The sequence below is a fragment of the Achromobacter sp. GbtcB20 genome (genome assembly GCF_019091095.1).
GTDB classification, from domain to species: Bacteria; Pseudomonadota; Gammaproteobacteria; order Burkholderiales; family Burkholderiaceae_B; genus Achromobacter; species Achromobacter mucicolens.
The window spans coordinates 44342-63997 of sequence record NZ_JAGXJZ010000007.1 but is presented as its reverse complement, the minus strand read 5'-3'; the positions used below and the strand labels follow the sequence as shown (position 1 = coordinate 63997).

15 protein-coding genes are annotated in these 19656 nt (G+C 68.0%); 8 read left to right on the top strand and 7 right to left on the bottom strand.

All coding sequences use genetic code 11. From position 1 onward, the window contains the following. Positions 1–11 precede the first annotated feature (11 nt). From KVT32_RS11765 to lpdA, 5 genes are read left to right on the top strand one after another with little or no spacing between them, the layout of a single operon-like run. Complete coding sequence (locus KVT32_RS11765; protein WP_152382796.1) at positions 12–800, top strand: SDR family NAD(P)-dependent oxidoreductase; 789 nt, start codon at positions 12–14, stop codon at positions 798–800. A 39-nt stretch (positions 801–839) separates the two neighbouring features. After that, positions 840–3023, top strand: a complete 2184-nt coding sequence (locus tag KVT32_RS11760; RefSeq protein WP_180097425.1) for a thiamine pyrophosphate-dependent enzyme — start codon at positions 840–842, stop codon at positions 3021–3023. Further along, positions 3020–3508, top strand: a complete 489-nt coding sequence (locus KVT32_RS11755) for a VOC family protein (protein ID WP_180097422.1) — start codon at positions 3020–3022, stop codon at positions 3506–3508. Before KVT32_RS11760 ends, KVT32_RS11755 begins: the two co-directional genes overlap by 4 nt. A gap of 10 nt (positions 3509–3518) precedes the next feature. Then, positions 3519–4877 (top strand): pyruvate dehydrogenase complex dihydrolipoamide acetyltransferase, encoded by a 1359-nt coding sequence (locus KVT32_RS11750; protein WP_152382799.1) that lies wholly within the window; start codon positions 3519–3521, stop codon positions 4875–4877. Positions 4878–4885: 8 nt separating this feature from the next. Beyond that, positions 4886–6283, top strand: a complete 1398-nt coding sequence (gene lpdA / locus KVT32_RS11745; protein WP_152382800.1) for a dihydrolipoyl dehydrogenase — start codon at positions 4886–4888, stop codon at positions 6281–6283. 80 nt (positions 6284–6363) lie between these two features. Here lpdA and KVT32_RS11740 read toward each other — a convergent pair whose 3' ends face one another. From KVT32_RS11740 to KVT32_RS11715, 6 genes are all read right to left on the bottom strand, one after another. Next, the gene (locus KVT32_RS11740) at positions 6364–7245 is read right to left on the bottom strand and encodes a LysR family transcriptional regulator (protein ID WP_217618240.1); all 882 of its coding nucleotides are present in this window, start codon (positions 7243–7245) and stop codon (positions 6364–6366) included. 19 nt (positions 7246–7264) lie between these two features. Next, a complete protein-coding gene (locus KVT32_RS11735) occupies positions 7265–8620 on the bottom strand; it encodes a type II toxin-antitoxin system HipA family toxin (RefSeq protein WP_152382802.1) in 1356 nt (451 codons plus the stop codon). A gap of 2 nt (positions 8621–8622) precedes the next feature. Beyond that, positions 8623–8883, bottom strand: coding sequence for a helix-turn-helix transcriptional regulator (locus KVT32_RS11730; RefSeq protein ID WP_152382803.1), 261 nt, complete (start codon positions 8881–8883; stop codon positions 8623–8625). A gap of 230 nt (positions 8884–9113) precedes the next feature. After that, positions 9114–10982, bottom strand: a complete 1869-nt coding sequence (gene ilvD, locus KVT32_RS11725) for a dihydroxy-acid dehydratase (protein ID WP_063954592.1) — start codon at positions 10980–10982, stop codon at positions 9114–9116. Positions 10983–11088: 106 nt separating this feature from the next. Further along, positions 11089–11898: a helix-turn-helix domain-containing protein gene (locus tag KVT32_RS11720; protein WP_056319794.1), complete on the bottom strand. Its 810-nt coding sequence runs from the start codon at positions 11896–11898 to the stop codon at positions 11089–11091. Continuing rightward, positions 11895–12794 carry a LysR family transcriptional regulator gene (locus KVT32_RS11715; protein ID WP_152382806.1) on the bottom strand — a complete coding sequence of 300 codons (900 nt, stop codon included), beginning with the start codon at positions 12792–12794 and terminating at the stop codon, positions 11895–11897. Before KVT32_RS11715 ends, KVT32_RS11720 begins: the two co-directional genes overlap by 4 nt. Positions 12795–12950: 156 nt before the next feature. Here KVT32_RS11715 and KVT32_RS11710 point away from each other — a divergent pair, with 156 nt between their 5' ends. Both KVT32_RS11710 and KVT32_RS11705 read left to right on the top strand, forming a co-directional pair. Next, the gene (locus tag KVT32_RS11710; protein ID WP_062841295.1) at positions 12951–13496 is read left to right on the top strand and encodes a GNAT family N-acetyltransferase; all 546 of its coding nucleotides are present in this window, start codon (positions 12951–12953) and stop codon (positions 13494–13496) included. After that, complete coding sequence (locus KVT32_RS11705; RefSeq protein WP_152382807.1) at positions 13493–14734, top strand: MFS transporter; 1242 nt, start codon at positions 13493–13495, stop codon at positions 14732–14734. The genes KVT32_RS11710 and KVT32_RS11705 overlap by 4 nt, the downstream gene beginning before the upstream one ends. A gap of 561 nt (positions 14735–15295) precedes the next feature. On the opposite strand, the gene queC is transcribed toward KVT32_RS11705, so the two are convergent. Next, complete coding sequence (queC, locus tag KVT32_RS11700) at positions 15296–16015, bottom strand: 7-cyano-7-deazaguanine synthase QueC (RefSeq protein ID WP_152382808.1); 720 nt, start codon at positions 16013–16015, stop codon at positions 15296–15298. 166 nt (positions 16016–16181) lie between these two features. Here queC and ppc point away from each other — a divergent pair, with 166 nt between their 5' ends. After that, the gene (ppc, locus tag KVT32_RS11695; RefSeq protein WP_152382809.1) at positions 16182–19031 is read left to right on the top strand and encodes a phosphoenolpyruvate carboxylase; all 2850 of its coding nucleotides are present in this window, start codon (positions 16182–16184) and stop codon (positions 19029–19031) included. The last annotated feature ends 625 nt before the right edge of the window (positions 19032–19656 follow it).

The window sequence follows — 19656 nt, the reverse complement described above, 5'->3', positions numbered from 1 at the left end:
AGGCACACATCGTGGACAACACCACTGAAGTCATTCATGCCGAGTTGCGCGGCCAGGCGGTCGTCATCACCGGCGGCGCGAAGGGCATCGGCTACAGCACGGCGCAGGCCTTTGCACGCCAGGGCGCGCGCGTCGCGCTGCTGGACATGGATGCCGGCGCGCTGGACGCCGCCGTCGCGGCCCTGACCGCCGACGGCGCGCAGGCCATGGCGGTGCAGGCGTCCGTCACGGATGCCGACGCCGTCGAGCGCGCCTTTGCGCAGGTTGCGGACACCTGGGGCGGCATCGACGTGCTGGTCAACAACGCCGGCATCTCGGCCAACAAGCCCACGCTGGAAGTCACCGTGGACGAATGGCGCCGCGCCGTCGACATCAACCTGACCGGAGTCTTCCTGTGCGCGCAGGCAGCCGGACGGCGCATGGTGCCCGCCGGCTCGGGCAGCATCATCAACCTGGCGTCCATGTACGGCGTGGTGGCCGCTCCCGACCGCGCCGCCTACTGCGCCACCAAGGGCGCGGTGGTGCTGCTGACCGAGACGCTGGCCGTCGAATGGGGCCCGGCGGGCGTGCGCGTCAATGCGCTGGCGCCAGGCTATGTCGAAACCGACCTGGTGCGCGACCTGGCCGCGCGCGGCCGGCTTGACCCCGAACGCCTCAAGCAACGCACGCCCCTGCGCCGCATGGCGCAGCCGGCCGAAATGGCCGACCTGGCGGTTTTCCTGGCTTCGCGCCAGGCCGCCTACATCACCGGACACACCCTGGTGGCAGACGGCGGCTGGAGCCGCTACAGCTACCTCTGATTGCCCCGACGCTTAAAAAAACACACTGGAGATTCATTCATGGCCACCTACCAACCGCTCGAGCCCCAGGCGCCCTGGCGGCAACTGACGGCCGAGGCCTCGGACTGGCAGCAGGCGGACCCCGCGCTGCTCGGCACGATGCTGACCCAACTGCACTGGATCCGCGCATTCGAGGAAGCCGTGCTGGAACTGGCCGCCGAAGGCCTGGTGCACGGTCCCGCGCACTCGTCGGTCGGGCAGGAAGGCGGCGCCGTCGGCTCGGTGCTGGCCCTGGGCGCCGGCGACCAGATCAACGGCTCGCACCGCGGCCACCACCAGTTCCTGGCCAAAGCGCTGCAGCACGTGGCGCCGCAGGGACTGGATCCGCGCAACCCGCTCACGCCCGCCATCGACGAGGTCCTGCACAAGACGCTGGCCGAGATCATGGGATTGGCAAACGGCTACTGCCGCGGCCGTGGGGGCAGCATGCACCTGCGCTGGCTGGAAGCGGGCGCGCTGGGCACCAACGCGATCGTCGGCGGCGGCGTGCCGCTGGCCGCCGGCGCGGGCTGGGCGCACAAGCACGCGGGCACGGATCGCGTGGCCGTGACGTACTTCGGCGACGGCGCGGTGAACATCGGCTCGGTGCTGGAAACGATGAACCTGACCGCCGCGTGGAAGACGCCGCTGTGCTTTTTCATCGAGAACAACCGCTACGCCGTGTCCACGACCGTGGAAGAGTCCACCGCCGAGCCGCGCCTGTCCGCGCGCGGCCTGGCCTTCAACATTCCCGCGTGGAAGGTCGACGGCATGGACCCGCTGGCCGTGCACCTGGCCATGTCGGAAGCCGTGGCGCACATGCGCGCGGGCAAGGGGCCCACCATCGTCGAGGTGGACGTCTACCGGTTCTTCCACCAGAACGGCCCCTTCCCCGGCAGCGCCTTCGGCTATCGCACCAAGGACGAAGAGGCGCAATGGCGCCTGCGCGATCCGCTGGACCGCATCGCGGCCGAGATGATCGGCCGCAAGCTGGTCACGCAGGCCGAGGTGGACGCGCTGCGCCAGCGCTGCAAGGACGTGATGAAGGAAGTGTCCGGCCGCCTGACCGAAGCGGCTGACGGCGGCAAGCGCCGCGTGCGCGCCGACCTGTGGCCCAGCCCGGATTTCCGCGACGTGGGCCTGCGCAGCGATGGCTCGGAACTGGCCGGCCTGCGCTACCAGGAGGCGGCGGACCACACCGGCGCCACCGTCACGCGCAAGTTCGTCGATGCGGTGGCCGACGTGCTGGACCGCCGCATGGAAACCGACCCCGGCGTCGTGGTGCTGGGCGAAGACGTGCACCGCCTGAAGGGCGGCACCAACGGCGCCACGCGCGGCCTGAAGGACAAGTATCCGGACCGCGTGCTGGGCACGCCCATTTCCGAAAACGCCTTTGCAGGACTGGGCGGCGGGCTGGCGATGGATGGCCGCTACAAGCCCGTCGTGGAATTCATGTACCCGGACTTCATGTGGGTCGCGGCCGACCAGATCTTCAACCAGATCGGCAAGGCGCGCCACATGTTCGGCGGCGACATCGACGTGCCCTTCGTGCTGCGTACCAAGGTCGCGATGGGCACGGGCTACGGCTCGCAGCATTCGATGGACCCGGCCGGCATCTTCGCCACCGCGCCCGGCTGGCGCATCGTCGCCCCGTCCACGCCGCACGATTACGTCGGCCTGATGAACACGGCGCTGGCCTCCAAGGACCCGGTGCTGGTCATCGAGCACGTCGATCTGTACGCGTCTTCGGGCGAGGTCCCCGAGAATGACCTGGACTACGCCATTCCGTTCGGCCGCGCGCAAGTGCGGCGCGAGGGTGGCAAGGTCACCATCCTGACGTACCTGTCCATGGTCAGCCGCGCGCTGGCGGCGGCCGAAGCGGCCGGCGTGGATGCGGAAGTCATCGACCTGCGCACGCTGGACCGCGCCAGCCTGGACTGGGACACCATCGGCGCCAGCATCAAAAAGACCAACAACGTGCTGATCGTGGAACAAGGCGCGCGCGGCACGTCCTACGGCGCCATGCTGGCCGACGAGATCCAGCGCCGCTACTTCGACTGGCTGGACCAGCCGGTCAAGCGCGTCACGGGCGGCGAGGCCTCGCCCAGCATCTCCAAGGTGCTGGAGCGCGCGGCGTTCGCCGATACCGATGAAGTGGTGGCGGGCCTGGCCGACGTGCTGGCCGACCTGGGGGAACAGCCATGACTGCCCTGCACATGACCGTGCCGATGGAAGTCGGCATCTGCTGCGCGGATCTCGATGCGCTGGCCGCGTTCTACACCGATGTGATGGGCCTGACGCTGGTGAATCGCGTGACCGTGCCGGCCGGCAAGGCGCAGGCCACGGGGCTCACGCCGCACGGCTACGACGTGGCGCGTCTGCAGACGCCTTATGGCGAGCGCATCAAGCTGCTGCAGCCGGCCGTGGCGCCCGAACCGGCCGTACGCGGCAAGGCCATTCTGGACCGCCAGGGCGCCGCCTACCTGACCTTCATCGTGCGTGACCTGCGCGGTGTGGTGCGCGATCTGCAATCAAAGGGCGTGGTCTTTGACAGCGCGCCCGCGCCCATGGAAGTGCGGCCGGGCACGTGGCTCGCCTTCTTCCGCGACCCCGAAGGCAATGTGCTCGAACTCGTCGAATACGACGACCCCGCCGCGTACCGGCCCGACCTGGCCCGCGCCGCTGAATAGGAACAACATCGTGGCATACCTTATCAAGCTCCCCTCCGTTGCCGCCGACGCCTCCGGCGGCGTGCTGCACCAGTGGCTCAAGCAGGAAGGCGATCGCGTCGCCGTGGGCGAGGCACTGGCGGAAGTCGAAACCGAAAAGGCCATCGTCGAGATCAACGCCGAACAGGCAGGCGTGCTGGGCCGCATCGTCGTGCAGGCCGGGCCGGCCTCGGTGCCCATCAACACCGTGATCGGCGTGCTGGTCGCGGATGGCGAAGATGCAGCGGCGATCGATCGTGCGTTGGCCGAGCACGGTGGTGCGGCGGTGGCTGCCGGGTCGGCTGCTGGCGCGTCGGCAGATGGCGCGTCGGCTTCCGGAGCGTCGGCTCCCGGAGCATCGGCTCCCGAAGCGTCGGCTGCCTCGGCATCCGCTGGCGCTGCCTCTGCCTCTGCCTCTGCCTCGCAACAAGCCGGCAACGCGCCCGCGTCCGCCGCGCATTCCCCATCCGCATCCGCGACCGCGTCCGTCCCCGGCGGCCGCCTCTTCGCCAGCCCTGTCGCCCGGCGCCTTGCCGCGCAATGGCACGTCGACCTGCTGGGCGTCACCGGCACCGGCCCGCATGGCCGCATCGTGCGGCGGGACGTTGAAGCCGCGCGCGACCGTGCGCCGGCCGCTGCCCCCGCTGCCGCGCCGCTGGCTGGCCGGCCGGCCGCGCGCCGCGTGCCGCACACCGGCATGCGCCGCGCCATCGCGCGCCGCCTCACCGAAAGCAAGCAGCACGTGCCGCACTTCTACCTGACGGTCGACTGCCGCATGGACGCGCTGCTGGCGCTGCGCGCGCAGGCCAACCAAGGCGGCGCCGTCAAACTGTCGGTCAATGACTTCATCGTGCGCGCCGCCGCGCTGGCGCTGCGCGAGGTGCCCGAGGTCAACGCGTCCTGGCACGACGATGACATCGAGTACCACGCTGGCGCCGACGTCTCGGTGGCGGTGGCCACCGACGGTGGCCTGGTGACGCCCATCGTGCGCGATGCCGACGTCAAGCCGCTGTCCGCCATCTCGGGCGAGATCGCCGAGCTGGCCGGGCGCGCCAAGGTCAACCGCCTGAAGCCCGAGGAGTTCACGGGCGGCTCGCTGACCGTCAGCAACCTGGGCATGTACGGCATCAGCCAGTTCGCCGCCATCATCAACCCGCCGCAGGCCGCCATCCTGGCCGTGGGCGCGGCCGAACGCCGCCCGGTGGTCGACGCCGAGGGTCAACTCGCCGCCGCCACCGTGATGACGGTGACGCTATCGGCGGACCATCGCGTCGTGGACGGCGCAGTCGGCGCACGCTGGCTGGCGGCCTTCCGCACCCTGATCGAAAACCCCGTGCGCATCCTGCTGTGAGCCCCGCCATGACGAAGACGAGTTTTGATCTGGTGGTGGTGGGCGGTGGCCCGGGCGGCTACGTCGCCGCGATCCGCGGCGCGCAGTTGGGCATGTCGGTCGCGCTGGTCGAGCGCGCCGAACTGGGCGGCATCTGCCTGAACTGGGGCTGCATTCCCACCAAGGCGCTGCTGCATAGCGCCACCGTGCTGCGCGCCTGCCGCGAGGCCGCGCATTACGGCGTGACGGGCGCGGGTGAGGCCCGTCCCGATCTGGCCGCCATGGTCGCCCGGTCGCGCAAGGTCGCCGGCCGGCTGGGCCAGGGTGTCGCGCACCTGATGAAGAAGAACGGGGTGACGGTGTTTGCCGCCAGCGCCCGGCTTGCCGGGTCCGGCAAGCTGGCGCTGGACAACGGCGCCACACTGTCGGCCAAGCACATCATTCTGGCCACCGGCGCGCGCGCCCGCGAGTTGCCGGCGCTGCCCGTGGGCGAACGCATCTGGGCCTACCGGCAGGCCCTGGTTGCCGACGCGATCCCGACATCGCTGCTGGTGGTGGGCGCAGGCGCCATCGGCGCCGAGTTCGCCAGCTTCTATCGCGCGGTGGGCGCCGAGGTCACGCTGATCGACATGACGCCGGAGATCCTGCCTCAGGAAGACGCCGAGATTTCGCAGTTGGCGCGCAAGGCCTTCGAGAAGCAAGGTATCCGCGTCCTGACCCGCTGCGCGGTGACGGCCTCGTCTACCACCGCCGACGGCGTCAAGGTCACGCTGGAGCACGACGGCAAAAAGATCGAACAGACGTTCGACCGCGTCATCGTCGCCGCCGGCATCGTCGGCAATGTCGAGAATCTTGGCCTGGAAAAGACGCGCGTCAAAGTCGAAAAGACGCACATCGTCACCGACGGCCTGTGCCGCACCGGCGAGCCGGGCGTCTACGCGATCGGCGACGTGGCCGGCGCGCCGTGGCTTGCCCACAAGGCCAGCCACGAAGCCGTGCTGTGCGTGGAAGCCATCGCCGGCCTGCCCGTGCACGCCATCGACCCGCTGCGCATTCCCGCCTGCACCTACTCCTACCCGCAGGTCGCCAGCATCGGCATGACCGAAGCCCGCGCGCGCGAACACGCCACCCGTCACGGCGGCGACATTCGCGTTGGCAAATTCACCTTCGCCGGCAACGGCAAGGCGATTGCGATGGGAGAGGACCAGGGACTCGTCAAGACGGTCTTTGACGCCAAATCGGGCGAACTGCTGGGCGCGCACATCATCCACCCCGAGGCGTCCGAGCTGATCACGGGCTATGGCGTGGCCGCATCGTTGGAAGCCACCGAAGAAGACCTGATGCACACCGTGTTTGCGCATCCGACGCTATCGGAAACGCTGCACGAATCGGTGCTGGCGGCGTTTGGACGGGCATTGCACGCGTAGCCAATGTCGGTGTCTGACACCCTCGTGAGACAGGCGACATGCCCAGAGCACGTCCGCGGGGTGTCAGACACCTGCGCGCATCAAATCCGGCCCGCGTAAAAATCCAGGAAGCACGCAATGCGCCGCGATAGCTGCGTATTGCGGTGGTACACCGCGTGCATCGGTTGCAGGTAATCGGTGTATTCGCTTTCCAGCACCTTCACCAGCCGCCCGGCCGCGATGTCCTCGCGCACGACAAAGTCCGACAGGCAGGCGATGCCCACGCCGCGCAGCGCCAGTTGCCGCTGCGTTTCGCCGCTGGAGGTCGCCAGCGTCGGCGTCGCCTGAAAGCTCGAACCGCCCGCATGGCGCAGCGGCCAGAGATTCAGGCTTTCCGGCTGGGTAAAGCCCAGCAATTCGTGGTCCGCCAGATCCTCCACCGTGCGCGGCGCGCCACGGCGGGCGATGTAGTCGGGACTGGCCATCATCCAGCGCGGCGACGGCCGTAGCGCGCGGGCGTGCAGCGTCGAATCGGTCAGCGGCCCCATGCGCAGCGCGACATCGGTGCGATGCTCCATCAGGTCCACGATGCGGTCGTTGCTGGTGAGCTCCAGCGAGATCTCCGGATATGCGCGCCGGAACTCGGCCACGTGCGGCACCACGCAATGCAGCATCACCGGCACCGACGCATCCACGCGCAATCGCCCGGCCGGCCGTTGGTGCACCATCCGCATGCACTCCTCGGCCTCTTCCAATGCGGCCACGATCTGGCGCGCCTTGGGCAGGAAATGCAGGCCTTCCTCGGTCAGTTCCATGCGGCGTGTGGTGCGGTTCAGCAGCGTGACGCCCAGGTCTTCCTCCAGCCGCTGCAGGCCCCGGCTGACGCCCGACGCCGTCTGGCCGAGCATTTCGGCCGCGGCGCTGAGGGAACCGGCGTCGACCACGCCGAGGAACAGGCGCAAGGCTTCGGAGTTCAGGGGCATGGGTTTGGACTCCTTCTGGCTAACCCGCTAGTCTGTCTGCCGCGGCCTGCAGGCCATTCAGGATGGGAGTGGCCACGTGGTCCGGAAATGCGGGTGACAGTAAGTCGCGCACCACGCGCACGACTTCCGGCGTGCGTGAGACCAAGTCGTCGACCACCGCCTCCACGCCCCGGCCGTCAGGCGCCACCACACCGTGTTCCGCCCCCATCGCGAGCCAATGACGCCGCAGGATATCGCGCATGATCCAGTGGGGATTCCTGGTGCGCACTGCCATGGCCATGCGCGCCTTGAAGGGCGAAAGCTGATTGGCGCCGGTCCCGATAACGGGATAAGCAGACAGCACGTCGTACAGCGGCGTCAGTGCGTATGCGCCGCCCGGACGCATAAAAATGCTGAAGTTCTTTGCGTGGCCGTCCGTGGCGCGCAACATCCAGAACAAGACCTGCGCCTGAAAAAACGTGCGCCGATCAACATCGGGCTCGCGCGAAGTGGCCAGCAGCTTCATGATGGTGCGTACGCCCGGCCCGCCATCGGATTCGTACTTCAGATGCGGCGGCGTGGCCGTCGCCTGACACATGTCTTCCTGCGGCCGCCGGATCAGCCAGCGCTTGCCGTCGTCGTTGCGCCACCACATGCGGTCGAAGCGCTCGACCGCGAGCACCTTCATATCCTCGAACATCAAAGGCCGGGTGCGGGCCACCGGCATTCCATAAGCGTGGAGGATCTCGGAACATAGCCACTCGTTCTCTACCGAGTCGCTCATGTCGAACTTCAAGTTTCCAACGAGGCCAAGCGGCATCTTGAAGATATGCGTGGTTGGCGTGGCGCCGTGAGGCCTGCACCAGCGGCCATCGAACCACAGCATGGCCGTCTTTTCCTGTGCGCCGGCGATCGAGATGCGAAATTCGTCATCGTCATCCACATTGCGCCCCGCCCACGGCCCCGGCGTCAGGGTCGTGCGCAGCGCCTGGGCTACTTGCGCGTCGCTGAGGGCCGTGGCGTCAACCCGCGTCACATGCTCCGGCGCCTGGCCGTGGGGCATGACCTGCACCGCGCCGACGCAATCCCGGCCAATTTCAGCCAGCAACGAGAACGCATCGGTGGATCCCGTCTGAAACCGCCGCGCGACGCGCTCGCGCAAGTTCTGGCTGTCGGGCAGCAGATTTTCGAAGTAATTACGCACGGCTTCGCCGCGATGCGGCGGGTTGCCCGGCGTGAATGGAAGTGACAACGACAATGGCCGGCCGCGTTCGGAGGCGATCCACGTCTCGTCGTAGTGGAGCATCTCTCCGGTCTGGGGCTGGACGCTCCAGACGCCCACAAAATCCCCGTTCATCCAGAGATCCAGGGCGCGGTGCTGGGATCGTCGGCCCATGGTTACCAATCCGGTGTGGTCGATGACTCGGTCGCGGACGGCGCCGTGCGCTGCCGCAACACGACGTCCACGCCCAGGATGCCGAGAATTTCCAGCAACCGGTCGGCGCCGAGCTTGCCCGCATTGCGCTCGAACGCCGATAGCGTCTGCTGCGTCACGCCCAGACGTAGCGCCGCCGCAGCCTGGGTCATGCCGGCCTGCTTGCGGAATGCCCGCAGCAAAGCGGGGAGCTGGTCCGCCGTGTGGACGGTGAAGTCGGGCATGCGAAACTCGCGCAGATGAAGGTTTACAGATTCTAGGCTGTAAATTTCGAATACGCAATTCAAGCTGTATTTCCGAAAAACAGCTTTTAAACTGTTTATTCTAAATACAGCTTGAATATTGTATTTCAGACATTGCTGGATGGCGTCTACTAATACGCGTCGTGCCTCACTGCACAATAAAAAGGCGGCGCCCGAAGCGCCGCCTTTCTCAGCAACCGACCATCAACCGATCACCGCTTGCCTTTCAGCTTGAGCTGCGACAGATCGCGCACCGCACCGCGATCGGCCGACGTGGCCAGCGCGGCGTAGGCCTGCAGTGCCTGCGACACCACGCGTTCGCGGCCCACCGGCTCCCAGCCGTCGGCGCGCGCATCCATCGCGGCGCGGCGGCGGGCCAGTTCGTCGTCGGACACGGCCAGGTGGATCTTACGGTTGGGGATGTCGATCTCGATCGTGTCGCCTTCTTCGACCAGGCCGATGGTGCCGCCTTCGGCCGCTTCCGGCGAGGCGTGGCCGATCACCAGACCGGACGAGCCGCCCGAGAAACGGCCGTCGGTAAAGAGCGCGCAGGTCTTGCCCAGGCCCTTGGACTTCAGGTAGGACGTGGGGTACAGCATTTCCTGCATGCCGGGGCCGCCCTTGGGGCCTTCGTAGCGGATCACCACCACGTCGCCCGCGACGACCTTGTCGCCCAGGATGCCTTCAACGGCGTCGTCCTGGCTTTCGAAGACGCGTGCGCGGCCCGTGAAGACCCATTGCGACTCGTCCACGCCGGCCGTCTTCACGATGCAACCCTTTTCCGCCAGGTTGCCGTACAGCACGGCCAGGCCGCCGTCCTTGGAATAGGCGCTTTCCTTGCTGCGGATGCAGCCCGTCTTGCGGTCGGTGTCCAGCGTCAGGAACGTGGCGTCCTGGCTGAAGGCGACCGTGGTCGGGATGCCGCCGGGCGCCGCGCGGTAGAACTTTTTGGCTTCTTCGCTGGCGTTGCCGGCCACGTCCCATTGCTGGATGGCGTTGCCCAGCGTGCCGCTGTGCACGTTGCCGCAGGACAGGTCCAGCAGATCGGCGCGCGCCAGTTCACCCAGGATGCCCAGGATGCCACCGGCGCGGTGCACGTCTTCGATGTGGTACTTGTCGGTGGCGGGCGCCGCCTTGCACAGGCACGGCACCTTGCGCGAGATGCGGTCGATATCGGCCATGGTGAAGTCCACACCGGCTTCCTGCGCCGCGGCCAGCAAGTGCAGCACGGTGTTGGTCGAACCGCCCATCGCCACGTCCAGCGCCATCGCGTTCTGGAACGCGCTCTTGGTGGCGATGTTGCGCGGCAGGACGGATTCGTCTTCTTCGACGTAGTAGCGGCGGCACAGGTCAACGACCAAGCGGCCGGCCTGTTCGAACAGCCCCTTGCGCCAGGCGTGCGTGGCGACGATGGTGCCGTTGCCCGGCAGCGCCAAGCCGATGGCTTCGGTCAGGCAGTTCATCGAGTTGGCGGTGAACATGCCGGAACAGGAGCCGCAGGTCGGGCAGGCGCTGCGTTCGACTTCGGCGACTTCCGCGTCCGACACGTTGGGATCGGCGGCCTTGATCATGGCGTCGACCAGGTCGATCTTGGCGATGACCTTGCCGTCGGTGGGCGACTTGACCTTGCCCGCTTCCATCGGGCCGCCGGACACGAACACGACCGGGATGTTCAGGCGCATCGCGGCCATCAGCATCCCCGGGGTGATCTTGTCGCAGTTCGAGATGCAGACCATGGCGTCGGCGCAGTGCGCGTTGACCATGTATTCCACCGAGTCCGCGATGAGTTCGCGCGACGGCAGCGAATACAGCATGCCGCCGTGACCCATGGCGATGCCGTCGTCCACGGCGATGGTGTTGAATTCCTTGGCGACGCCGCCGGCGGCTTCGATTTCCTTGGCCACCAGCGCGCCCAGGTCGCGCAGGTGCACGTGGCCGGGGACGAACTGCGTGAACGAGTTCACCACGGCGATGATCGGCTTGCCGAAGTCGCCATCCTTCATGCCGGTGGCGCGCCACAAGGCGCGGGCGCCGGCCATGTTGCGGCCGTGGGTCGAAGTGCGGGAGCGGTAGTGCGGCATGATCTGTCTCAGGCTGTAGCTGTTAGCGTGGGCGGCAAAACGGTAAATAATACGCTGGTTCCGCCCCCGGCCGCCCCGAGGCCGTGCTGAAACGGACACGCGGCCGTCAGGCGGACGCCACGCTGCGCGCCGCAAAGGCGCTGGGCGACTCCCCCAGCGCCTTGCGGAACATGGCCGCGAACGCGCTGGGGCTTTCGTACCCCAGGTCCAGCGCCACATCCAATACCCGATCGCCCCGCGCCAGCCGCTCCATCGCCGCCAGCAGCCGCGCCTGCTGGCGCCAGCGGCCGAACGTCATGCCCGTATGCCGCAGAAAAAGCCGATGCACCGTCTTGGGATCCACCCCCAACGCCCGCGCCCAGTCGGCCGCCCCGTCCTGACGTTCCGGATGCCGCACGATGGCCCGGCAGATCCGGGCAAGGCGCGGCTCCGACGGCTGCGGCAGATGCAGCGGCAGCGCGGGCTCCTGGCGCAGCTCGTCCAGCAGCAGCATCATCAGCCGGCCGTCGCGCGTGTCCGGCGCCCAGTCCAGCGGCACCTGGGCGGCGGCCGCCATCAACTCGCGCAGCAAGGGCGACACCGACAACACGCAGCACTGCGCGGGCAGATGCGCCGCCGCGCCGGGTTCCACAAACACGGTGCGCATGCGCGGTTCGCCGCTCATGCGGATGCCGTGCGTCACCCACGCCGGCACCCACACGCCGCGCGTCGGCGGCACCACCCAGATACCCGCGTCCGTATCCACCACCATCACGCCCGAGATCGCATAGACCAGCTGTCCGCGCCGATGGCGATGGCGCTTGACGCGATGCCCGTCCGGGTAGTCCACGGCCAGCCCCGCCACCGGACGGCGCGACGACTCATAGGGATAAAGATCCAGTTCGGCCGGCGTGCGCGGCACGGAGGACGCCGTCATGGCGTATCCCCTCGCAGCGCCAGCAGCGCATCCTGCAGATGCCGCAGCCCGCGGCTGAGCGGCTTGTCGCGCCGCAGGACAATCGCCAGGTCGCGCGACAGGCGCGGCGTCAGCGAGCGTACCTCCAGCGCCTCGCGCCGGCCCGCGCCCGACACCGCCAAGCGGGGCAACACCGCGCAGCCCAGGCCCGCCCCCACGATCTCCTTCATCGCCTCCGTGCTGCCCAGTTCCATGATCGGCTTGGCCGCCACGCCCGCCGCCCCGAACCAGTCGTCCACCAGCCGCCGCGTACGCGCGCCCGGCTCGAACAGCACCAGCGGCATCCGCGCCAGCGCCTGCGGCGTCACCGCCTCGGGGATGGCGGCCGCATCGCGCGCCGGAAAGATCGCCACGAATTCGTCCTCCATCAACGGCGTCGCCTGGAACATGCGGCCCGGCGCGGGCAGCGTGATCAGCACGATATCCAGCGTATTGGCCTCCAGCCCGCGCAGCATGTCCGCCGTGTTGCCCGTGCTGGCCACGACGTCCAGCGCCGGAAACCGCTGACGCAGGTCCGCCAGCACCGGCGGCAGCAGATAGGTGCACGCCGTCGCGCCCGTGCCCAGCCGAATCCGCCCCGACACCTGCGACGCATGGGCGCTCATCGCCTGCTCGGCCTGCGCAATCGCGCCGTCGATCACGCGGATGTGCGCCAGCAGCTCCCGCCCCGCCGCCGTCGGCCCCGCGCGCCGACCCACGCGCTCGACCAGCTTCAGGCCGAAGCGCCGCTCCAATTGACGGATCTGCAGGCTGACCGCCGGCTGCGTCACGCCCCCGCGCTCGGCGGCGGCGGAAAAACTGCCCAGTTCGATGACCTGCGCAAACGTGCGCAGGTGGTCCAGATTCAAGCCGCGCATGGCTCACACCAAAGTTTTACTTATGAAAATCATAATAGACCAAAGCTTTATTAATGAAAGCGCTTGGCCCACACTGACGTTTTCATTGCCCAACCACGCGTCCATTCTTGCGGCTCCTTGCGCACCCGATCGCCCCCTAAATTTCCGGCCATTTCCATGTCGCCCCATTCGCCCACCGTCCTCATCCGCGACAGCGCGGAAGCCGATCTGCCCGCCATCAAGACCATCTATGCGCACCACGTGCAGCACGGCACCGCCTCGTTCGAGCTCGACCCGCCCTCCATCGCCGAAATGCGCCAGCGCCGCGCCGGCGTCCTGGAAAAGGAAATGCCCTACCTCGTCGCCGAGATCAACGGCGAAGTCGTCGGCTACGCCTACGTCACGCCCTACCGCCCGCGCCCCGCGTACCGGCACACCGTCGAAGACTCCGTCTACGTCAAGGCCGGCCGCGCCGGACTGGGCATCGGCGGCAAGCTGCTCGCCGCCCTGATCGAACGCTGCACCGCCGCCGGCTGGCGCCAGATGCTGGCCGTCGTGGGCGACAGCCGCAACGCCGCCTCGCTGGCGCTGCACGCCAGCCAGGGCTTTCACCCCGTCGGCACCCTGCGCTCCGTCGGTCACAAGCACGGCGAATGGCGTGACACCGTACTCATGCAGCGCAGCCTGGGCGACGGCGACACCACGCCCCCGCAACGCCCATGATCCGCCCCCGCGCCGTCATCTGCCTGGGGCTCACCCAGCTTGTCGGCTGGGGCGTCACCTTCTACCTCATCGGCGCCCTCGGCCCGGCCATGACCGCAGACCTGGGCTGGAACGCCGCCACCATCTACGGCGGCTTCTCCGCCGCCATTGTCGTCATGGCCCTGGTATCGCCCGCCGCCGGCGCCGCCGTGGACCGTTGGGGCGGCCACCGCGTCATGCCTGCCGGCGCCGTGCTGTCCGCGCTGGGCTGCGCCCTGCTCGCCGTCACGCACGCCCACGCCCTCTACTTCGCGGCCTGGGCCACGCTGGGCGTCGGTATGCGCCTGTGCCTGTACGACGCCGCCTTCGCCGCCCTGGCCCGCGCCGCCGGCCTCGCCGCGCGCCGGCCCATGTCCCAGATCACCCTCTTCGGCGGCCTGGCATCCACCGTCATGTGGCCCGTCGGCCACTTTCTTGCCGAATGGCTGGGCTGGCGCGGCGCCGCCTGGTGCTACGCCGCCCTGGCGCTCGCCACCGTCCCCCTCTACCTGGCCCTGCCCCGCCGCCGCTACACCGCCGCCACCCACACCGACCCCGGCAAGGCCGCCACCGCCCTGACCCGCACCGCCGCCGAACGCCGCCTGGCCGGCACCCTGTACGCCGTCATGGCGATGCTGACCAACTTCCTGGCCGCCGGCAACGCCGCCCACCTCTTCTCCCTGCTGACCGGCCTGGGCCTGGCCACCGCCGCCGCCGTCAGCGTCGCCGCCCTATGGGGCATCGGCCAATTCGCCGCGCGCCTCGGCGACGTCCTCGTCGGTGCCCGCCTGCATCCCCTGACCCTCAACCTGGCGGTGGGCCTCGCCCTCCCCCTATGCTTCCTGCTCGCCCTCGTTCCCGGCGGCAACCTCTACACCACCGCCGCCTACACCCTGCTCTACGGCGCCTGCAACGGCCTCATGACCATCACCCGCGGCACCCTGCCGCTGGCGCTCTTCGACTTCCGAAGCTACGGCGCGCTGGTCGGAGCGTTGCTGATCTCCAGCTTTCTGCTGACCGCCGCCGCACCGGTTGCGTATGCGTATGTCATCGAGTGGCAAGGCGCGAAAGCAGCAATGATGGCGTCCGCAGCGCTGGCAGCCGTCATTGCTGCGGCAGCGCTGATGCTGAGATGGAGGTTCATCGGGCGGGTGAATGAAGCGGCAGTGATGGCGGCCGCCACACCTGCCGTTGTACCGACGGCGCGGGATGGTGTTTGAGCGCTGGCGTTCTTGGGACGGTGTCAGACACCCAGGAGGCGGTGGCGCTAGATGGGAGGGCGTTTCTGTAGGGTGTCAGACACCTAGTGCGAAACACACCGCAGCAACGCGCGAAGCGTCATCACCAAACGCAAGACACCGCGTAAGCCCCGCCAGGCCGCCCGCGCGGCCGTCGTGGGGCGGGCGCCGCAAGATGCTTCAACCCCTCACGACAGCAGGCAAGAACCTCAAGAACTCGATTCGCCCCAGCGCCCGCCAAGCTGAAACCACCAGAGCTCGGCGTGTCGTCGGCCTGGGGTGCGCGGGGCGTGTAGATGCGCCCGAGGGAATCTGAAGGCAGTCGCCGAAGGCGACAACGAAGATGACGAAGGGGCAGTCCGGAGCGAAGGCTCCGGACCGCAATCGTAGCCCCGCGCGCCCCAGGCCGACGACGCGCCGGGCGTCTCAAGAACCAGATCCAGTCCGCCGAAACACCGACCGTCTTAGGAACCAGCGCTAGGCCGCCGAAACACCGAGCGTCCCAAGAACCAGCCCCAGGCCATTGCCGAGCTGACCAGCCACTCACCCCTCTGCCGCCGAAGCCACCACCCATTTCTCCCACCCGATCTTCCTCAACTTGCAAGCCGGACACTCCCCGCACCCATACCCCCAATCATGCCGAGCCCCCCGCTCTCCCAGATAACACGTATGGCTTTCCTCGACGATCGTCTCCACCAACGCATCACCGCCCAGCGCATAGGCCAGCGCCCAGGTCTCAGATTTGTCGATCCACATCAGCGGCGTCTCGATCGTCACCCGTGACCCAAGTCCCAGCCCCAACGCCACCTGCTGCGCCTTGATCGTGTCGTCCCGGCAATCCGGATACCCCGAGAAATCCGTCTCGCACATCCCGCCCACCAGCACGTCCAGCTGACGCCGATACCCCAGCGCCGCCGCCAACGTCAGGAACAACAGATTGCGCCCCGGCACAAACGTATTCGGCAGTCCATTGGCCTGCATCTCGATCGCGCGTTCGCTCGTCATCGCCGTATCGCCCACCTGACCCAGCACCTTCAGGTCCAGCAGATGATCCTCGCCCAACCGCGCCGCCCAGTCCGGAAAATTGGCCCGGATCTCACGCAGCACATTCAGCCGCGCAGACAGTTCGATGTGATGGCGCTGCCCGTAATCGAACGCCACCGTCTCCACATGCGCATAGCGGTCAAGCGCCCAGGCGAGGCAAGTGGTGGAATCCTGGCCGCCCGAAAACAGCACGAGCGCGCGACGTTGATGATTTTGCATAAAGGGGGCTTCTGGAATAACGAAGGGATACCTCGCACTTTAACCGAGCAAACCGCCTTCCCCGTAAGGAACGCTGCGTAAAATCGACCCATCATTTTCAAGGTTTGCCCGCAACGCCCGCTTCGACTTTTCCTCTTCCAACAGCCGTCAGACGGATCCCCGCACGATGAATGCCAAGCGCACGCAGTCAGATTCCGCAGAACCCTTGCGTCACGATATCCGGCTGTTAGGCCGACTGTTAGGAGAAGTCATCGAAGAATGCGAAGGCAAGCGCGTCTTCGACACCATCGAAACCTTGCGCCGCACCGCCGTCAAATTCCGCCGCGAAGGCGACGACGCCGACAGCAAACTGCTCGAACAACGCGTCAAGCGCCTGCAAGGCAGCGACCCCAACTCCGTCGCACGCGCCTTCAGCTACTTTCTGCATCTGGCCAACATCGCCGAAGACCGCGACCAGAACCGCCGCCAGCGCGCCCGCGCCCTCACCGACGGCACGCCCGCGCGTGGCAGCCTGCGCGAAGCCATCCAGGTGCTTGGCGGCCAGGGCGTCGGCGTGGCGCGCATCCGCCGACTGCTGGCCGAAGCCTGCGTCATGCCCGTCCTCACCGCGCACCCCACTGAAGTGCAGCGCAAAAGCACGCTCGACGTCCACCGCGAAATCGCCAGCGCGCTCGCGCAGCGCGACGCCCAGCTCACGCCCGACGAACTGGCCGAACTCGACACCGCATTGCTCGGCCGCGTCGCCACCCTGTGGCAGACCCGCATGCTGCGCTACACGCGCCTGACCGTCGCCGATGAAATCGAAAACGCGCTCTCGTACTATCGCAGCACCTTTTTGCAGGTCATCCCGCGCCTGTACGGCGACCTCTCCAAACTGCTCAACCGCGAGTCCGCCAAGCCCTTCGCCGCGCCGCCCCCACCGCTTGAACCCTTCCTGCGCATGGGCAGCTGGATCGGCGGCGACCGCGACGGCAATCCCAACGTCGACGCCGCCACGCTCGAACGCGCCCTGCTGCGCCAGGCCACCGTCCTCTTTGAACACTACCTGCAGGAAGTCCACGCGCTGGGCGCTGAACTGTCCATCACCACCCTGCTCATCGCCGCAGACCCCGAACTGCTCGCGCTCGCCGAGCGCAGCGGCGACGACTCCCCGCACCGCCGCGACGAACCCTACCGGCGCGCCCTCGTCGGCGTCTACGCCCGGCTGGCCGCCACCGCGCTGCGCCTGACCGGCCAGAACCTTGCCCGCCGCAGCACTGTCGCCGCCCCCGCCTACGACGCCCCCCAGGAATTCGCCGCCGACCTCGCCGTCATCGCCGCATCCCTCGCCGCGCACCACGGCGCCCCCCTCGCCAAGCTGCGCCTCTCCGGCCTGCAGCAGGCCCTCGAAGTCTTCGGCTTTCACCTGGCCACCGTCGACCTGCGCCAAAGCTCCGACGTCCACGAAGGCGCGCTTGCCGAACTCTTCTCGCGCGCCGGCGTCACGCACAACGGCAAGCCTCTCGACTACCTGGCCCTGACCGAAGACGAACGCGTCGAACTCCTGCGCGCCGAACTCGCCCAGGCGCGCCCGCTCGCGTCGCCCTGGATCGCCTACTCCGAAGACACCACCCGCGAGCTCGCCGTCCTGCGCGCCGCCGCCGCCGGCCGCGCGCGCTACGGCAAACAGGCCGTGCGCCAGACCATCGTCTCGCACACCGAAACGCTCAGCGACCTGCTCGAAGTCATGGTCCTGCAGAAAGAGGCCGGCCTCATCGCGCCCGCCGGCCAGGACATCCTTCCCGAAGACGGCCTCATGGTCGTGCCGCTCTTTGAAACCATCCCCGACCTGCAACGCGGCGCCGACATCATGGCCGCCTGGCTCGACCTGCCCGAAATCCGCCAACGCGTGAAGCGCGCGCAAAACGGCGCGCAGGAAGTCATGCTGGGCTACTCCGACAGCAACAAGGACGGCGGCTTCCTGACCTCCAACTGGTCGCTCTACCAGGCCGAACGCGCGCTGGTCGATGTCTTCTCCAGCCGCAACGTCCGCCTGCGCCTCTTTCACGGCCGCGGCGGCTCCGTCGGCCGCGGCGGCGGTTCCAGCTTCGACGCCATCCTTGCCCAGCCTCCCGGCACCGTCGCCGGCCAGATCCGCCTCACCGAGCAAGGCGAAGTCATCCAAAGCAAGTACAAGGACGCCGAAGTCGGCCGCTGGCACCTTGAACTCCTCGTCGCCGCCACCCTCGAATCCAGCCTCGCCCCGCGCGCCGAAGCCACCAGCGCCGAAGATGCCCACATGGCCCACCACGGCCCCGCCATGTCCGTCATGTCCGACACCGCGCAACGCACCTACCGCGGCCTCGTCTACGACACCCCCGGCTTCGCCGAATACTTCTTCGCCGCCACGCCCATCAGCGAAATCGCCGGCCTGAACATCGGCTCGCGTCCCGCCTCCCGCAAAAAGGGCCAACGCATCGAAGACCTGCGCGCCATCCCCTGGGGCTTCTCCTGGGCCCAATGCCGCCTCATGCTCACCGGCTGGTACGGCATGGGTTCGGCCATCGAGGCCTACCTCGAAACCGGCGCCCCCGACGCCCCCCGCTCCCGCCGCGGCCGCCTCGCCCAACTACGCGAAATGGCCCGCGACTGGCCCGCCTTCCGCACCCTGCTCTCCAACATGGAAATGGTGCTGGCCAAATCCGACCTCGCCATCGCCGCCCGCTACGCCCAACTCGTCCCCCAGCGCGCCCTGCGCGAACGCATCTTCGGCGCCATCAGCGCCGAACACGGCCGCACGCTCGCCATGCTCAAACTGCTGACCCAACGCGAACTGCTCGCCGACAACCCCACGCTGCAAATCCTGCTGCGCGAACGCTTCGCGTATATCGACCCGCTGAACTATCTGCAGATCGACCTCATCCGCCGCCACCGCGCGGCGCAGAAAAAGCCCGCCGCAGAGGTCGACAAGCGCGTGCAGCGCGCGATCCATCTGACGATCAACGGAATCGCGGCGGGACTGCGGAATTCGGGGTAGAAACGCTGGCGGGAACCGGAACCGCGGATGTCGATGGCGCCACCAGGATTGCCGCTTGCGGCCGGTGTCAGACACCCGGCAACACGATCCGCAGATTCAAACGACAGTGCTTAAGGGTGTCAGACACCTAAGAGCATCTGCATCTAGACCGCCATCAGATACCAAGAAGTCCGCGCGACCGCGAAGCGTCATCACGCCAACGCAAGACATCGCGTAAGCCCCGCCAGGCCGCCCGCGCGGCCGCCGCGGGGCGGGCACCGCAAGACGCTTCAAACCCGCACGACCGCAAGCAAGAACCTCAAGAACCCCACCCTCCCCAGAGCCCGCCAAGCTGAATCCACCCGAGCCCGGCGTGGCGGCGGCCTGGGGTGCGCGGGGCGTGTAGATGCGCCCGAGGGAATCGGAAGGCAGTCGCCGGAGGCGACAACGACGATGACGACGGGGCAGTCCGGAGCGAAGGCTCCGGACCGCAATCGTAGCCCCGCGCGCCCCAGGCCGACGACGCGCCGGGCGCCAAAAGAACACTGCCTCAGTCTCCTTGAAAACCATCAAAGGCCTGCACACAAAAATCCGGGCACTCCCTCATAGGCCTGCACACAACAATCCAAACACTCCCCCATCCGCA

Bases quoted from the DNA above. Each gene is read 5' to 3' on its own strand.
- KVT32_RS11710 (WP_062841295.1), top strand. From the start codon at position 12,951: ATGTCGCCCCATTCGCCCACCGTCCTCATCCGCGACAGCGCGGAAGCC.
- KVT32_RS11755 (WP_180097422.1), top strand. From the start codon at position 3,020: ATGACTGCCCTGCACATGACCGTGCCGATGGAAGTCGGCATCTGCTGC.
- KVT32_RS11740 (WP_217618240.1), bottom strand. From the start codon at position 7,245: ATGCCCCTGAACTCCGAAGCCTTGCGCCTGTTCCTCGGCGTGGTCGAC.
- KVT32_RS11705 (WP_152382807.1), top strand. From the start codon at position 13,493: ATGATCCGCCCCCGCGCCGTCATCTGCCTGGGGCTCACCCAGCTTGTC.
- queC (WP_152382808.1), bottom strand. From the start codon at position 16,015: ATGCAAAATCATCAACGTCGCGCGCTCGTGCTGTTTTCGGGCGGCCAG.
- KVT32_RS11715 (WP_152382806.1), bottom strand. From the start codon at position 12,794: ATGCGCGGCTTGAATCTGGACCACCTGCGCACGTTTGCGCAGGTCATC.
- ppc (WP_152382809.1), top strand. From the start codon at position 16,182: ATGAATGCCAAGCGCACGCAGTCAGATTCCGCAGAACCCTTGCGTCAC.
- KVT32_RS11735 (WP_152382802.1), bottom strand. From the start codon at position 8,620: ATGGGCCGACGATCCCAGCACCGCGCCCTGGATCTCTGGATGAACGGG.
- KVT32_RS11760 (WP_180097425.1), top strand. From the start codon at position 840: ATGGCCACCTACCAACCGCTCGAGCCCCAGGCGCCCTGGCGGCAACTG.
- ilvD (WP_063954592.1), bottom strand. From the start codon at position 10,982: ATGCCGCACTACCGCTCCCGCACTTCGACCCACGGCCGCAACATGGCC.
- KVT32_RS11730 (WP_152382803.1), bottom strand. From the start codon at position 8,883: ATGCCCGACTTCACCGTCCACACGGCGGACCAGCTCCCCGCTTTGCTG.
- lpdA (WP_152382800.1), top strand. From the start codon at position 4,886: ATGACGAAGACGAGTTTTGATCTGGTGGTGGTGGGCGGTGGCCCGGGC.
- KVT32_RS11720 (WP_056319794.1), bottom strand. From the start codon at position 11,898: ATGACGGCGTCCTCCGTGCCGCGCACGCCGGCCGAACTGGATCTTTAT.